At 33.2% G+C, this 15,431-nt stretch carries 18 protein-coding genes; 14 read left to right on the top strand and 4 right to left on the bottom strand.

The annotated features are described in order from the left end of the window. Positions 1 to 197: DUF1456 family protein (locus SLH52_RS21580; protein WP_320211268.1), on the top strand; the 197-nt coding region annotated here is incomplete at its 5' end. A gap of 246 nt (positions 198 to 443) precedes the next feature. On the opposite strand, the gene SLH52_RS21575 is transcribed toward SLH52_RS21580, so the two are convergent. Further along, the gene (locus SLH52_RS21575) at positions 444 to 887 is read right to left on the bottom strand and encodes a VOC family protein (RefSeq protein WP_320211267.1); all 444 of its coding nucleotides are present in this window, start codon (positions 885 to 887) and stop codon (positions 444 to 446) included. Positions 888 to 968: 81 nt separating this feature from the next. Here SLH52_RS21575 and SLH52_RS21570 point away from each other — a divergent pair, with 81 nt between their 5' ends. The 7 genes from SLH52_RS21570 to SLH52_RS21540 all read left to right on the top strand — a co-directional run bounded on the left by SLH52_RS21570 (position 969) and on the right by SLH52_RS21540 (position 7,545). Continuing rightward, entirely contained in the window at positions 969 to 1,913 is a 945-nt protein-coding gene (locus SLH52_RS21570) for a helix-turn-helix transcriptional regulator (RefSeq protein ID WP_320211266.1), read from the top strand. A gap of 265 nt (positions 1,914 to 2,178) precedes the next feature. Then, positions 2,179 to 2,460, top strand: coding sequence for a transposase (locus tag SLH52_RS21565; protein ID WP_320211265.1), 282 nt, complete (start codon positions 2,179 to 2,181; stop codon positions 2,458 to 2,460). Between the two features lie 287 nt (positions 2,461 to 2,747). Beyond that, positions 2,748 to 3,683: a YafY family protein gene (locus SLH52_RS21560; protein WP_320211264.1), complete on the top strand. Its 936-nt coding sequence runs from the start codon at positions 2,748 to 2,750 to the stop codon at positions 3,681 to 3,683. A 91-nt stretch (positions 3,684 to 3,774) separates the two neighbouring features. After that, positions 3,775 to 4,716 (top strand): alpha/beta hydrolase, encoded by a 942-nt coding sequence (locus SLH52_RS21555; protein WP_320211263.1) that lies wholly within the window; start codon positions 3,775 to 3,777, stop codon positions 4,714 to 4,716. Further along, positions 4,692 to 5,261: a YdeI/OmpD-associated family protein gene (locus tag SLH52_RS21550; protein ID WP_320211262.1), complete on the top strand. Its 570-nt coding sequence runs from the start codon at positions 4,692 to 4,694 to the stop codon at positions 5,259 to 5,261. The genes SLH52_RS21555 and SLH52_RS21550 overlap by 25 nt, the downstream gene beginning before the upstream one ends. An 857-nt stretch (positions 5,262 to 6,118) precedes the next feature. Then, complete coding sequence (locus tag SLH52_RS21545) at positions 6,119 to 6,385, top strand: CD3324 family protein (RefSeq protein WP_320211261.1); 267 nt, start codon at positions 6,119 to 6,121, stop codon at positions 6,383 to 6,385. Positions 6,386 to 6,543: 158 nt separating this feature from the next. After that, a complete protein-coding gene (locus SLH52_RS21540) occupies positions 6,544 to 7,545 on the top strand; it encodes a phosphotransferase enzyme family protein (RefSeq protein ID WP_320211260.1) in 1,002 nt (333 codons plus the stop codon). 277 nt (positions 7,546 to 7,822) lie between these two features. Here the strand turns inward: SLH52_RS21540 and SLH52_RS21535 are convergent, their stop codons facing one another. Next, entirely contained in the window at positions 7,823 to 8,836 is a 1,014-nt protein-coding gene (locus tag SLH52_RS21535; protein ID WP_320211259.1) for a cytochrome D1 domain-containing protein, read from the bottom strand. A 559-nt stretch (positions 8,837 to 9,395) separates the two neighbouring features. On the opposite strand from SLH52_RS21535, the gene SLH52_RS21530 reads away from it, so the two are divergent. From SLH52_RS21530 to SLH52_RS21510, 5 genes are all read left to right on the top strand, one after another. After that, complete coding sequence (locus SLH52_RS21530) at positions 9,396 to 9,602, top strand: helix-turn-helix transcriptional regulator (protein WP_320211258.1); 207 nt, start codon at positions 9,396 to 9,398, stop codon at positions 9,600 to 9,602. Positions 9,603 to 9,642: 40 nt separating this feature from the next. Next, positions 9,643 to 10,032, top strand: coding sequence for a hypothetical protein (locus SLH52_RS21525; RefSeq protein ID WP_320211257.1), 390 nt, complete (start codon positions 9,643 to 9,645; stop codon positions 10,030 to 10,032). Positions 10,033 to 10,081: 49 nt separating this feature from the next. Then, a complete protein-coding gene (locus SLH52_RS21520; protein ID WP_320211256.1) occupies positions 10,082 to 10,447 on the top strand; it encodes a hypothetical protein in 366 nt (121 codons plus the stop codon). 284 nt (positions 10,448 to 10,731) lie between these two features. After that, complete coding sequence (locus SLH52_RS21515) at positions 10,732 to 11,616, top strand: alpha/beta hydrolase (protein WP_320211255.1); 885 nt, start codon at positions 10,732 to 10,734, stop codon at positions 11,614 to 11,616. Between the two features lie 246 nt (positions 11,617 to 11,862). Beyond that, on the top strand, positions 11,863 to 12,252 hold the full coding sequence (locus SLH52_RS21510) for a hypothetical protein (RefSeq protein WP_320211254.1): 390 nt from the start codon (positions 11,863 to 11,865) through the stop codon (positions 12,250 to 12,252). A gap of 314 nt (positions 12,253 to 12,566) precedes the next feature. Here the strand turns inward: SLH52_RS21510 and SLH52_RS21505 are convergent, their stop codons facing one another. Beyond that, a complete protein-coding gene (locus SLH52_RS21505) occupies positions 12,567 to 13,022 on the bottom strand; it encodes a hypothetical protein (protein WP_320211253.1) in 456 nt (151 codons plus the stop codon). A gap of 205 nt (positions 13,023 to 13,227) precedes the next feature. Here SLH52_RS21505 and SLH52_RS21500 point away from each other — a divergent pair, with 205 nt between their 5' ends. Then, entirely contained in the window at positions 13,228 to 13,701 is a 474-nt protein-coding gene (locus SLH52_RS21500) for a hypothetical protein (RefSeq protein WP_320211252.1), read from the top strand. 476 nt (positions 13,702 to 14,177) lie between these two features. Here SLH52_RS21500 and SLH52_RS21495 read toward each other — a convergent pair whose 3' ends face one another. Continuing rightward, positions 14,178 to 15,401 (bottom strand): MFS transporter, encoded by a 1,224-nt coding sequence (locus SLH52_RS21495; protein ID WP_320211251.1) that lies wholly within the window; start codon positions 15,399 to 15,401, stop codon positions 14,178 to 14,180. Positions 15,402 to 15,431: the final 30 nt, after the last annotated feature.

Raw genomic sequence — 15,431 nt, 5'->3', positions numbered from 1 at the left:
TTCTAAAGAAAGTGAAAATCGCTCTCTCTTTGACAAGTGAGGATATGATCGAGATATTGGAAGACGCTGGAGTGATCATAACAAAAGGGGAATTAGGTGCCCTATTACGTAAAGAAGGCCATAAAAATTACAAAGTGTGCGGTGATCGGTACGCGCGGAATTTCTTAAAAGGACTAACGATAAGATACAGGGGATAAGACTTGAATTTAGCTTTCTCTTTTTGCGACATCCAGGACAATCACTGGATCCATACTGTATCACATCTCCTTTTAGTGGGAGTAATCAATCTCTTTCTTGTTGAAAAAGGATAAGTTTATTATGTGAAGAAGCCATTATGATGAATCTCTCTCAAAATGGCTTCTATTTGTCTATCTAAGAATATGGACATACAAGAAATATTTGATCCGACTTTATTCCAAAGCTATATTACTTCAATTATATGTCTATTTTAAACGCTTATCATACATAAGTTGAATTTGAACACCATAAGGATCCTGAACAATCCCGTAAGCTTCACTGAAAATATTCTTAGCAAGGGGAGTAATAATTTGAACTCTATCATCGCTTGTTAAATTAGTATAAAAGTTTTGAATTTCTGCTAAGTTTGCACTTTGAATACAAAGCGAAATATTATTACCTACATTGTAATTTTCACTAGGTAGCATTGTTTCTTCAGCAATCATTAGTTTAGTTTTTCCTATTTGAAGTACCGAATGTGAAATATAATCTTTGTTTCCTTTTGTTAAAACAAGTGAATCATCACGTTTTGCCATATCTGAATATGTCACACATAGTAGCTCTTTAGCGTTTAAGTGTTTTTTGTAAAAATTAATTGCTTCATATGCTTTGCCACTCATAGATAAAAAAACTGCAATTTCTAATGTCATTGAAATGACCTCCTTTTATTTTTGACACTTTTAATATACACTTTAAAGGTATCAAATAATGACACCATTTAAGGAGTTAATATGAATAAGTCTGAAAGATTAAATGATATGTTACAATTCATAAATAATAAAAAGACTTTTAACCTTAAGGATTTGATGGAAAAGTATAATATATCTAGGAGTACAGCGATTAGAGATGTTCAATCATTAGAATTATTAGGGATGCCAATATACGCTGAGCAAGGTAGAAATGGGAAATATTTAGTATTAGAAAATCGTATATTATCTCCAATTATCTTTACTGTTGATGAAATGTTTGCTATGTACTTTTCTATGCTAACGTTGGAAGGATATAAAGCAAAACCATTTGAATATGAAATAAATAATTTAGAAGAAAAGTTTAAAAAAGTTTTACCTATTCAAGTGAAAGAAAATATTGAGAAAATGAAAGGGTTAATTAGCTTAGAAATAACCAACCATAGTAATTATAACCCTTACATACAAGATTTAATTCAAGGTATTATTGATGAGAACATCTACCAAGTTTCCTATGAAAAAAATAAAGAAAAAATACAATTAACAGGTCAGTTTATAAAAATTAACTCTAAATTGGGGCAATGGTATGCAAAATTTTACAATATCGATAAGCAAAAAGTCCAAACTTTACGGTGTGATAAGATTTTATCATTAGAAATGGTTAAAGATAGAACTTCAATGAGATTAAAATATTTATTATCACTATTAGGGACCTACCATAAACAAGAAAATGCTATTCATTTCTCCATTGTTGTAAATGATAAAGGAAAGGACTTATATGATAAGGAGCATTATCCATCAATGTCAATTTTAAAAGAAGACGAACATTATGTCATATCAGGCTACTACAATATGAACGAAGAAGATTTTATTTCTGACTACATTTTGCGTTTTGGCCAGAACATTATTTCTATAAGTCCTCACTCATTAAAAACTTTGATTCAAAGCAAGTTGAAGATTATTTCGCTACACATAAATAACATAAACTAACTCGATTGTGTTGATTTTAAAACAGAGAAAATAATTTTGAATCGACTTTTTTCAATAGCATATAGTCCTCATGAGTAAATGAAATATTCCACAATATGGTGCATATCTGTAATGTTATGATCCCCTTATAGTAGACACATATATTAAAGCGCCTACCCTAAGGGGATCATAACAAAATTGAGATATGCGTCATTTTTCGTTTGATCGAGCTAATCTGAAAGTGTACTGCACCCCAATTGTTAGACACAACTATCAAATGGAGGTGTTGTTTTTTATAAGGAAATTTTCTTCTGAAGTAAAAATTAATGCAGTAAAACAATTTCTTCATGAGAAAGACAGTAGTGAATTTATTGCTCAATCCATATGGATCGACCACAGTAATTTTCATCAATCGGTGAAATGGTACAAAGCTTATGGTGAAGAGGCTTTTATTATAAACTATACAAGTTACCCTGCACCGTTTAAACTAGACGTACTTACTTATATGAAAGAAAATCTGGCGTCTATCAGAGAAACGGCTGCAATTTTTCACATCCCATCTTCATAAACACTTAGACAATGGAAAGTTGGTTATGAAAGAGGAGCGTTTGATGCCCTGCATTCAAAGAAAGAGGGGCGTCAGTCTATGAAAATCAAAATAATAAGCAAAGAAAAAATGAAAAGCAGACAGAAGATTCTTATGAAGCATTTCAAAAGTAGCAAGATAATAAAAAATATTATAAGTATTACGTGGCATCAAGACGTTCAGCGATTATAAGCATGATATGTTAAAAATGCTATGACAAAAATAACTTATACTCTAGAATATGCCAAATATAAATTAAGGAGAAGAATATGAAAATAGACCGTATGCTGACAATCATTGTTATATTACTTAATAGAAGTCGAATATCGGCAAAAGAGCTTGCGGAAAAGTTTGAAGTTTCAGTTCGAACGATTTACAGAGACATTGAAGCTATTAATATGGCTGGTATTCCAATTATATCCTACCCTGGGAATAATGGTGGTTTTGGTATTAGGGAGAATTATAAATTAAATCATCAGTTGCTGACACTAAACAATTTGTGTTCCATACTTTCAGCACTTAAAGGTGTTAACTCAACATTTGATGATGTTGAGCTCGAATCATCCATAGAAAAACTGCGAAATATTATTCCACAGGATAAAATTCATCATCTTGACCTGCATATGGAGCAAATCATAATTGGTATGCAGCCCTGGGCATACACCTCAAAACAAAAAGACCTGGTCAAAAACATCCGGAATGCTATCACTCAATCAAAAATGATTACAATTATATATAGAAACTATGCAAACGAAACAAGTACAAGGCAGATAGAACCGATGTCATTAATCTTTAAAGGTTATACATGGTACCTGTTTGGCTATTGTCACTTAAAAGCAAATTTCCGGGTATTTAGAATTTCACGCATTATTGACTTGCAGGTTGAAGATGTACTATTCAAGCGTAGGGAAAAGTCATATCAAGAAATTGAAGAGGCATCAATGAAGAAGGTCTCTTTAACAAGCATTAAATTAAAATTTGTACCCCAGGTGAGATCCCGAGTTGAAGATATTTTTGACAAAGAAAATATTGAAATTTTGAACACAGGTGAACTGATTGTGACTGCACAATTTCCAGAGAAGGAATGGTATTTCGCATTGATATTCAGTTTTGGCGAACATGTCGAAGTGTTAGGTCCTGAAAGGGTTCGCCAAGTTGTTGCATCTAGAATAAAATCGATGCATGCAAAATATCAATACAATTAATTTTTCAAACCTGACACGCTAGTGTCACACCACTATGCTACTATGCTAACTGTAACAGTCTTTTAGTACAGTTAGTATAGGAGGTAATATGATGATTAATAAAGCTGATTTTCCCAAACCTACCCTTATTTCAGTAAACGGTGTGGAACTCGAAGTCTTTGAAGCAGGCCGACAAAATTTAGGAAAACCTATTGTACTCTGTCATGGCTGGCCAGAGCATGCCTTTTCTTGGCGCCATCAGGTGCCCGCCCTTGTCGCAGCGGGCTACCATGTCATCGTCCCAAACCAGCGGGGTTATGGCAATTCATCCCGTCCGAGCGAAGTAACAGACTATGACATTGAACACTTGTCGGGTGATCTCATCGCACTTCTCGATCACTTCGAATACGAAGATGCCACCTTTGTCGGTCATGATTGGGGCGCGATGGTCGTTTGGGGGCTGACTTTATTGCATCCAAACCGTGTAAATAAAGTGATAAATCTGAGCTTGCCTTACCAAGAGCGCGGTGAAAGACCCTGGATCGAGTTCATGGAAGAAATACTTGGTGGCGACTACTATTTTGTCCACTTCAATCGACAGCCAGGTGTCGCAGACGCCATATTAGAAGAAAATACATTCCAGTTCCTTCGCAACATTTACCGGAAGAACGAGCCCCCAAGAGTGCCTCAGCCAGGTATGGCGATGATTAATCTTGCCAGAGCAGAAACACCACTCGGTGAACCCATAATGAGCGACAGCGAACTGGCCGTTTTCGTCTCAGCCTTCAAATCAACAGGCTTCACGGCAAGTATAAATTGGTACAGGAACCTTGACCGCAACTGGCACTTATTGGCGGACGTGAACCCAATCATCCGCCAGCCTGCACTTATGATCTATGGAGATCGGGATGTGATCCCGAAGTCTGAAAAACTAGCGGAATTCGTGCCCAATGTGGAAGTGGTCAATCTGGATTGCGGTCATTGGATCCAGCAAGAAAAGCCGGAAGAAACAAACCAAGCGATTTTAAAATGGCTGCAACAATGGGAGATGTAATTTTTTTCAACAACCAAGAAGAGTTTAACGATTGGTTAGAAGAACATCATGCTGAAGCTAGTGAAATTTGGGTGGGCTATTTCAAGGTAAGTACAGGGCGTGCAAGCCTTACTTGGTCTGCATCAGTAGATGCCCCTCTTTGTTTTGGGTGGATTGACGGTATACGAAAAACCATTGATAAACAAAGCTATAAGATTCGCTTTACTCCGCGCAAAGTAAATAGTGTATGGAGTGCTGTCAACGTAAAGAAGGTAAAAGCACTAATAAAGCTTGGAAAGATGAGACCAGAAGGAATGCACGTATATAATAACAGAGCCGATGCACAAGGCTATTCCTCTGAACAAAGGAACGTGGAACTTGCCAAAGAATATGAAGAACAAATCAAGGCAAATCAAACAGCCTGGCTATTCTTCACTAAATTAGCACCATCCTATAAAAGAGATTCTATTTGGTGGGTAATGAGCGCTAAGAAAGAAGAAACACGATTAAGAAGGCTTGGAATATTGATCTCTTCATTTGAAGAAGGGTTAAAATTTCAGCATTGATTAGGAGAGAGAAGCCACTGTATTTCTCAAACAATATTATGTAAACACCTAGAAATCGATAAACTGCTACAAATTAAAATGATTATAATATAGAAAATGAAAAAGGACGGTTAGGAAAGACACTCTGATAATATTGTACAATCTGGCGCATTTCTCTAAGTGATGCGCCTTTGGGATTGTTTTTTAATCATTACAGTTTTTATTATTTTTAAATTAATTATAATACTTGGTAAGAAAATTGAAAAAGAAGACAGAATGAACGAATAAGAAAGAGCTATCTCTAAGTAATTCACTTAACTGATAGCTCCTTTTTCCCGCAAAAAACTAATCTGTAATATAACAAAAGGAACTGCAAGAATTACGTAAGTGAATAAGCAAGGAAACTTGAAGGGATCGTCTAGAAGATCTGCCTGAAATTCAGAGTATAAAGGAGCAAATTTTAAACCGATCTAAACGCTGACCTAGTAAGTTATTTACACAAATCAATGACTGCAAAGGTTATTTATTCACTTGATTACTACAAATAAATTTTAAATACATCTAGTCAGCATCATCTAACGTATTTCTGATCTCCTAAAAGTTTATGGAAAATGTGGAAATTTAATTTATGTTCATCACCAGTTTTAAGAATTTAAAAATTCTGATAAAATAGTATGATAGTCTAACTTGGGAAGGGGCATTACTATGATAATTATTTCGTTCGCAAATTTGGAAATTACTCATGCAAAGTCTTGTATTAGAAATTAATACTTCGCATGAAGTGAAAGATAAAATCACTGCTGCTTTGTATTTCCATTTCTGATGTATGGCTTTGCACCTTATTTATAGTAATTAATTACGAATAAGGGGCTGCAGAAATGAGTTATATAAATGCAAACAAAATTCTACCTGAAAAACTTCTAAAAGAACTTCAACAATATGTTCAAGGAGAAACAATATATATTCCTAAGACGAAGAATAATTTTCAAAAATGGGGTACATGTTCTGGTGGAAGGCAAAAAATCAATGAAAGAAATACTTCTATGAAAAATGATTTTAAAAACGGGAAGACTGTTTATCAATTAGCTGAACAATATTTCCTTTCAACTGAAACTGTAAAGAAAATAATTTATACGAAGAATTAATGACATTAAAACTGATCATCTAGCAAAATAGATGATCAGTTTTTTATGGTGACCTTGATTACTAATGATTCTTGCTATTTATTTGTCGTTAATCATCAATTAGTCTTTATAGTAAGAATCATGATAAAAGCTTGTAATTTGAAAGGATGTATTAAAGTATGGCATACGAACAAAGTAGCCCATTATCAAGAAAAGAAGCTTTACAAAAGGTAGCAGAACTTTCAACACAAAGATATCATCTACAAGTTAAACAATTAGAATTTTTGAGTGAAGAGACCAACTTTCTATACAAGGTTATAGATAGCTTGGATGACGTATATGTGTTAAAAATTTTTGAAGAGGAATATAGTTCTCTTGAAGATAACCTTACTGAAATATTTTTTATGGACATTGTAAATAAAACAAACCACATTTCAGCACCAAGAATGATCCCTGGTAAAGATGGTGAGAAATTACAAATTATTACATCTAATTATACTTCTAAACCGAAACATGTCGCCGTATATAGTTGGTTGGACGGTGAAGAGCTAGAGGAAAATGAAAATGATGAGCGGTTTGTGCAATTAGGTGAGCTAACTGCTCATTTACATAACGCAACCTACGGGATTTCGGTCCCTACAGAACTTGCCCCAAAAATGTGGAATGAAGTGTTTTATTTTAAGGGAGAACAAGCAATATATAAGCAAGAAGAGTTTCAGAAATTTTTGTCAAAGGAATACCATCAAATAATGGACGACATTATCCCTTATTTAAATGATAAATTATCGTCTTACTATAAAAATAATATTAAAGACATTCAATTAATACATGGTGATCTAAATCCATCTAATATTAAGGTACAAGATGAACAAATGCACATTATTGATTTTGCAGATTCTATGCTTGGTTTACCAATACACGATTTATCCATTATGTTGTATTACTACAAGTATAATGAATCTCTAAATTTTGAAGAAGTAAAAAAGCTCTATTTTGAAGGTTATAGAAAGATCCGTGATTTGCCTGAAGTAACTGACTATGAGCTAGATCTATTTATGACAGCAAGAAGAGTAAGTTTCCTGAATTATATATTAGAGGTTAGTGAAGATCCTACAAATTTTATAGAAAGAAATATATCTAGAGTGAAAGATTTCTTAGGAAAATATAACATCAACTTATAAATACATTATACAGGAATGATCTCTTTTTGATTTGTAGTGGATGGGTTGTTATATTTATAACAACCCATTTTCTTTACAAATCAAAAAAATTGGCTCGGCTAGACATTATGGGAATTGTTTTTTTACATACTGAATTATTGTTAAATATATTTATTTTTTACCTACAAATGATTTTAGTTTTCGTAATAACAGTTTATTTGGGCTTAAATACGATAGGAAATCTAATATAGAGAAGTAAAAAAAGATACGTAAGCAAGAACAATCCTTTTCCATTTGGTTAAGTAGGTGTAATTGCTATGCCTCTAGGATTACTTCCAACTTGAACAGTAGCGATCACATTATGTGTTTTCACGTCAATCACGGATACATTGCCCTCTCCATTAATAGTCACATAAGCGAATTTCGCGTCTGGGGTGAAGGTAACAACATCTAGATCGTTTCCAATCTGCACGGTTGCTATGACACTATGAGTTTTCACATCGATGACCGATACAGAGTCGCCGTTTTCACCAGTATCCGTCACATAGGCCAGTTTCCCATCGGGGGTGAAGGTAACATCATCTGGATTACCATCAACCACCAAGGTAGTTGTTACACTATGAGTTTTTACATCCATGACAAATACAGAATCTTCCCTTATACTATTATCGATTACATAGGCAAATTTCCCGTCCGGTGTGAAGGCAACAGCCTTTGGATCATCTCCAACCTGCACGGTTGCTATGACACTATGAGTTTTCACATCGATGACTGATACAGAGTCTCGATTCACACCAGCACTCGTCACATAGGCCAGTTTCCCATCGGGCGTAAAGGAGACATCAACTGGATTACCGCCCACCTGCACGGTTGCTACGACACTATGTGTTTTTGTGTCCAAAACGGAAATTGCTGAGTTAGTAATAAAATATAGGTATTTACCATTTGGTGTGATAGATATGGCATTATCAGTATTACCTAACACTGTCGCCATGATAGAATGAGTTTTAGTATCTAAAACAAAGACACAATCATCACCCGCAACATAGGCTATTTTTCCATCAGGTGTAAAAACAGTTTGAAATGTATTTACATTAGTGCCAATGGTTGCTATTAATGAATGAGTTTTAATATCTACAGCATAAATGTTTCCAGAATCTATACTCGTAACATAAGCTAATTTTCCATCAGGCGTAATTGTAATTAAGGATGGTTCTATCACATTAGGTATTGTAGCTATTACTCCATGAGTTTTTGTATCAATGACAGTAACAAAATTAGACCCTTCGTTAGCAACATAAGCTACTCCCATAAATACACTCCCCTTTCTATGTATTATTACTTTAATATATGAGCAATGAAATGGATTTACGCTACATAATTCTTCGTAAGTTATCTACAAAAACGAGGCGTATATTGAATTTTATGACTCTCAATATAATATAACCTATAGAGACAAGTGGAAAATGACAGTCGAATGGTAAGGAAAGTCTAAGCCAACTTGTCTCAAAATTGTCAGGGAAAATAGGAGAGCTTGATTTTGTCACATTCATTTTGAATTTCAGCATTGTATGATTAAAATGGTGAGTGGTAAACACAAGTTGAGTAGTGTTTACTAATTACAGTTATGCCACAATCTGGCGCAAATCTGATATATGAAGGTATGCGTCTTTTTTAATTTATGTAATTATTGTTGAAAAACGAAGATAAGAGTAAGTGCTAAGATTAGGAAGATAGTATGACATGTTTTTTCGAGTAAATCAGCGGAATGAAAAGCAATAATTGTAAAAGCTTTGACAAATATTGGGCCTTTTTATATTATATAAGGTGTAAAACATGTTTTACACCTTGTTTATGGTGGTGACAAAAAATTGGAAAATAAAATTAAACAATACAGAGAGAAAAAAGGTCTATCACAGGGTAAGTTAGCCGATCTTTGTAATGTTAGTAGGCAGACAGTAAATGCAATTGAAAATAATAAATATGACCCCAGTCTTCAATTAGCTTTTGATATTGCATTTCACCTAAATAAACCTATGGAAGAAGTTTTTAGCCCTAAAAGACGAGGTGACAATTAGAGTAATCAATTATTATACAAAGGAGGAATAAGGATAAATTATGAGTACTAGAAAAATTGGGGGACTTATTTTGGGATTAGCAATTTTATCTGTACTTGGTTTTACAATCTTTAAAATCATTACAGGTAAAGAAGCTGGATTTAATGAATTCTTGGTGTTTAGTAGTTTATTTATGATGTTTTTTTCTGCTATTACATGGGGAGGAGAAAAAGAGAAAGATGGGATTTTACAAAATGAAGAATTAGGCAGAAAGATTACCGAGCAAAGTTCAAAAATTAGCTATTATATTTTAGTAGTAATTATAATAATCTTTGTCTTCTTAGATTATTCTGTAAACGGTACATATAACTTCTTTATCCTAGGGATTATGGGTATAGCTATGGTTTTGTTACCATTAGTAGAATTTTTAGTTTCACGAAAGTATCAGTAATTGAATATAGGGTATAGAAAATTAAGTTAAAGAAAACAAAGGGGAAAGAATGAAACCGAGATTAATAAAATTACGACCAAAAGTAGGCCCTCGGGATTACATAAAAGAACAAGATGATAGAGGTAACTACATTCCATATGAAGGTGTAGTTAGCAAAAATACCGATAGACAGAATCATATCAAGTCTCTGTTTAGAGAAAATGAAAATCCTCCCCAATTTGCATACCAGCGATTTTATCATGCTGACATAATTATAGATTCTTTAAATAAAACTCTAGGGGTTATTGACACTATTTATAGGTCATATTATGAAGGATCCGAAGATTGGATAATAGATATGAGTAATGGTATCCAATTGATAATTAACACATATGATGAATATGGTGGAGATAGTGGTATTAAGCTACAGGCTTAATAACTGATGGAAATATAAATGACAAAGAGGTGTATAATTCTATTAATTGGTTATCGAAGGTGTATCAACTATATGACACATTGATTATTGAGTAGATTAGTTCTAAGAAATAAGTTCATCTTACTATTGGCCAACAAGAAAATGTAACAAGCTAGTGCTTTTTTATAAATTGAAAGCGTCATTCTTCATAATTTGGAGTGTTAGAACTGACCAGACGATGAGGTGTAGAACCCATCTTAAAATAATGGATATACTTTGATTAACTGTTAATGGGGGAAGGTAGGATGGATAAACAGATTGAACTTTTCAGAAGTGAAAAAAAGAAATCAGAGTATCTAAAAATATATGATCTAGCTTTATCTCAACTAACTACACCATTTACTAGTAAGTATATTGGAACTAGCTATGGTAATACTCACGTTATCCGTTGTGGACTGGAAAATAGTCCGAAGTTATTGATGCTACATAGCATGGGATTCACCTCCATTGCTTGGCATAAAAATTTAGAAGGGCTCTCTAAGCAATTTGATATATATTGTATTGACTTAATCGGAGAACCAAATAGGACAGAAAGTAACAGAATAAAAATAACTCTAACAGACTATTTACAATGGTTAGTAGAAGTACTAGATGCATTAAACTTGAAAAAAACCAATCTGGTTGGGTGGTCATATGGAGGATTTTTAGTAACTACCTTTGCAATGAATTTTCCTAACCGTATTGAAAGAGTCGTAACAATGTCTCCTGCAGGAACTATTTCACCTTTGACTACTAGTTTTTATATAAAGCTCCTTCCTGCATTATTTAGTGGGAAAGATAAAAAAATCAATAAATTTTTAAAATGGATAAGTGGCAAGGATAATAATAATTACCCTAACCCTGCTTTTTTGTTGTTTACTGAAGGAATGAAGAATTTCAAAGGATGGGCCAGGGGTACAAAAATTATCGTATATTCAGATGATGATTTTATGAAACTTAAAGTACCTTATTTACTATTAATTGGAGATAAAGATCCTATTTACAAAAAAGAAATACACAATCAACTTATAGACAAATTCAATAATATTAGCCCCAATATTAAAGCAAATATAATAGGTGGAACACACGGATTCCCAATGCAGGAATCTGAAGTAGTAAATAAAAAAATAATCTCATTCCTTACGAACTAAAAAAATAATTGTGACTAATCTTGCTTTCGTTTATTATGCCAGTCTAGGATTTACGAATGTCAGGATGCATCGTTCGTTATTCAAGTAGCTAAAAATAGATTGATCCAACAAAAAGGCGCGTGTCTGAAAGGAAGTAGTGATCCAATAAAATAAGCTGAATATTTACTGGAATAAGTAATATTTTAGTCTGCGGGCTGAAGAATCTGAGTATTATAGGAAATATAATATTTGGGGGAGGCGAATTTTATGGACGGGGATATTTTCTACACATTATCGATTATTGTTACTATAATGTTTGTTTCTATAGCTGCTTTTCAAGTTTTACTTGTACTAGGGTTACCTTTAGGCGAATATGCGATGGGTGGATTTTATAAAGTTCTACCTAAAAAACTACGTATTGTAAGTGCCATAAATGCTATCATCCTTTTGTTTATGGGAATTGTTTTTTTACAGCATAGTGACTTGTTAAATATCTTTAATTTTTTACCTACACATATTTTAGTTTGGGTAGTAACAGTTTATTTAGGCTTAAATACGATAGGAAATCTAATATCCAGAAGCAAAAAAGAAAGATACGTAATGACACCTTTATCGAGTATTGCATTTATATTATGTTTAATGGTTTCTTTATCATAGGGTAGAGGATTATCACATATATATAACTCCACGATCTGGCGCTAATCTGAAATACATATAAGCGTCATTTTTTGTTGTTGAGCCATAACGTTAATTAGTAAGTAGAATAGTTCGATTTTTTCAGAATTGAAAAGTAGGGGAATATTCTATTGAAAATTTTGTATTGAAAATACATAAATACCAACAAGAAAAGATAATTTTGTGAACGAGTATTTAAGCACAATAATAAAAAATGAACTATGTAATGGCACTAGGTATAAAAAAGTAAAGATAGATTTTCATAGTAAAGAACACTTTCTATACTATACTAAACTTTATTCTGTTAATTCTTCTACTATTGTTGATTCTCCAAATCCAGTTACTTTATATTTATGGCCATCATCTAATTGAAATACTATACCCAAAATCGATTTCTCATATCTATCTTTTCGGTCAATGCTCTCTTTAGTAAGACCATCTGACTCATAATATACTTTACCTTCAATATTAATGAAATTCTCATCTTGATTTTCATTAATGTTACTAATCTCATGATTTATCATTCTATCTTGGATCCAGGCCCCTAATACTGGTTCAATGCTATTAATATCAAAAACCATTTCATCTTTGTAATATAAAGTTATAGAATATGTTACGAATTGTTCACTAAAGTCCTCATTACCCCCGTGTCCATAATAAAATTCGAATATTCTAAAATCCTCAAAGTCATTATAAGAGTTAGTACATGCTACTAGTGTTATGATTTGTAAAACAATTATTATTCGCTTCATTAAATCACCCCATACCCATATTATATTTGAATTTGCAAAAAAATAATCTACATATTTCAAAATGTAGACTTTCAAACCTTCTTATTCAACGATTGGCGCATTTCTAACAATTTCTATCAGGAGAAGCCACTTTCTTTATAAAAGATCTGAATTGTGTATACCGTTCTGTTATTATTTAGCTAAATAAAACTTGAGGTGAAAGGAAATGAACACTATTATAGAGGATTTTTTAGAGCTTAAAGAAATTTTGAATTCCTTTAACGGTCTTGAAAAAAAGTATAATTGGTTGCTAACCGACCTAGATTGGGCATATCCTGAAAGTTACCTCGATTATTTTATGGGCTATCGAAATAATGGGCATAACAATATTTATTTGATAACAGGGGAAAATCTTAAAAAATTAGCAAATATGAACGGTGTCTATTTTATATGGGGGGTATTTTCAGCAATCCCCAAAAATGAGATTGTTGATTTAGATAAAATTAAAGTGGAACCATATGCTGACGGAAACCCTGGTTTTTGGATGGGAAACCCAGCAATTCAGCATCCAAAGGCATCGGTGGAACTGGTATTGTGGGACTCAACTTTAGTTGTATTGCTAAGTAAAGATGATGGTTTATCGAGCAATTTTAGAAACACCTTTAATGGTTGGAATGACCTAAATCTCTATAACCAGTAATGAGATTTTTTCAAGTAAAAGGATCATTTTTTATATAAAAATACACTTAGGATTATCTTGAAACCGAGTCTTCAAGATAATGGCGTTAGTAGTAAATGAAAACTTAGAGAAAAGTGAATTTGAGAGCTCGGTTGAATAAGTGATAAACAATTACAAAATACTTTAACCTGCGACTTAATATAGATGAAACTGTATAGATACAGCACATTATTAACAATTGAAATTAATGTTTAGTCCAGGAAGTACATGTTGTGTTGTTTCGACATTGTAATAAGAGAAGATAAATTATGTAAGTAATGTGGAGCCGGAATATCAATTTCTGTTGAAATATCATTTACTGCTGTCCAGAAAGAAGTGAAAACTGACTTTCTGGACAGTCTCTTATCATAATAGACCTTCTCGGGGGATAAGGAAAAAACTCAAATGGCTGTAAGTTCTGTCCATACCCTATCCCTTTTTCCCTAAGTAAAATATGTTTATAGACTATATTCTACTTTCCGATTTGTTGATTTCATTAAGCCCTTAACATACAGAAGAACGGGGAACCCAAGTGAAGAGATTAGTGCCAACACACTAAACAAAGTAAAGTGGTTTGTATAACCGAAATACTCTAACATAAGCCCACCAATCAAAGGACCGAATGAACTTCCAATTGCAGTAAAACCCATCGCACCAAAATACAGACCTTTCATTTCATTTGGTGATATTTGATCAATAAATAAATCAGTCATTGTAAACATCATTACTTCACCGACCGTAAATACTAAGATCGACAAAAATAAAAAGGGTATAGAAGTAAAAAATGCAAAGCCTAGTAACCCAATAGATGTCGTTAATGTTCCAATCATTATTGATGTTAGTGCAGAATAGCGTTTTCCTATTCTTGTTACTGGGTATTGGACAATTAATACTGTTATAGCATTAAACACAATAAGGTAAGAGAATACTTCTACACCATTCGTAATAAGTGGTGAGGAGGATAAATATTGTGGGATGGTTGAACTGAATTGGGAATAACCGCATACCCCCATAATTAGTCCAATGACTGCGAAAAAAAATACACGATCAGCACTAAGTACCTTCAATGCTTTTGCCATCGTTACCCGTTCATTTGTTTTAGTGTTTAAACTATCATCAATTTGGTTTATAGAAAACATGGCAAGCAGAACAATAAAGTAAAGAGAATAAATAACTGCAGTCACAAAAAATGCAGACGTTGAAGACGAGCTACCTATCTTTAATCCAATAAGGGGACCTACTGCAGCACCGATATTAATGGCTGCATACCTAAGATTAAACACCAACAGTTTATTTTTGGGTTTAGTAACTTTTGAAAGTAATGCCCTAGACGAAGGCTCAAAAAAAGAACGACATAAACCATTTAAGGCATTTAAAATAAAAAACGTAACTACACTTTCTGCTAAAGCAAAGCCAACAAAAACAAAAATCCAAATAAAAATGGAATATTTCATGACCTTTTCTTGACCATATAAATCCGATAAAAAGCCACCAATAAAACCACCAAATAGGCCTACAATTGAACTAATTCCAATAATAGCACCAGCAAAACCTGGACTAACCCCCTTCACTGAAGTGAGGTAAATTGCTAGGAATGGGATTGTCATAAATGTAGCCATTCGAGCAAAGAGTGTACCAATGATTATGGTGAGACTTATTGGATGAATTCTTCTTATTCCCAACCTACACTCCTCCCTCCGAGTATTTACTCT

It is taken from the genome of Cytobacillus sp. IB215665 (assembly GCF_033963835.1).
In the GTDB taxonomy this organism is placed as follows: Bacteria; Bacillota; Bacilli; order Bacillales; family SM2101; genus Nanhaiella.
The sequence above is the reverse complement of the archived record's forward strand: the minus strand, read 5'-3'. Positions and strand labels throughout refer to the sequence as shown.

Coding starts and splice junctions, on each gene's coding strand:
- SLH52_RS21560 (WP_320211264.1), top strand. CDS start 2,748: ATGAAAATAGACCGTATGCTGACAATCATTGTTATATTACTTAATAGA.
- SLH52_RS21570 (WP_320211266.1), top strand. CDS start 969: ATGAATAAGTCTGAAAGATTAAATGATATGTTACAATTCATAAATAAT.
- SLH52_RS21575 (WP_320211267.1), bottom strand. CDS start 887: ATGACATTAGAAATTGCAGTTTTTTTATCTATGAGTGGCAAAGCATAT.
- SLH52_RS21550 (WP_320211262.1), top strand. CDS start 4,692: ATGGCTGCAACAATGGGAGATGTAATTTTTTTCAACAACCAAGAAGAG.
- SLH52_RS21515 (WP_320211255.1), top strand. CDS start 10,732: ATGGATAAACAGATTGAACTTTTCAGAAGTGAAAAAAAGAAATCAGAG.
- SLH52_RS21545 (WP_320211261.1), top strand. CDS start 6,119: ATGAGTTATATAAATGCAAACAAAATTCTACCTGAAAAACTTCTAAAA.
- SLH52_RS21555 (WP_320211263.1), top strand. CDS start 3,775: ATGATTAATAAAGCTGATTTTCCCAAACCTACCCTTATTTCAGTAAAC.
- SLH52_RS21525 (WP_320211257.1), top strand. CDS start 9,643: ATGAGTACTAGAAAAATTGGGGGACTTATTTTGGGATTAGCAATTTTA.
- SLH52_RS21500 (WP_320211252.1), top strand. CDS start 13,228: ATGAACACTATTATAGAGGATTTTTTAGAGCTTAAAGAAATTTTGAAT.
- SLH52_RS21520 (WP_320211256.1), top strand. CDS start 10,082: ATGAAACCGAGATTAATAAAATTACGACCAAAAGTAGGCCCTCGGGAT.
- SLH52_RS21510 (WP_320211254.1), top strand. CDS start 11,863: ATGGACGGGGATATTTTCTACACATTATCGATTATTGTTACTATAATG.
- SLH52_RS21505 (WP_320211253.1), bottom strand. CDS start 13,022: ATGAAGCGAATAATAATTGTTTTACAAATCATAACACTAGTAGCATGT.
- SLH52_RS21535 (WP_320211259.1), bottom strand. CDS start 8,836: ATGGGAGTAGCTTATGTTGCTAACGAAGGGTCTAATTTTGTTACTGTC.
- SLH52_RS21540 (WP_320211260.1), top strand. CDS start 6,544: ATGGCATACGAACAAAGTAGCCCATTATCAAGAAAAGAAGCTTTACAA.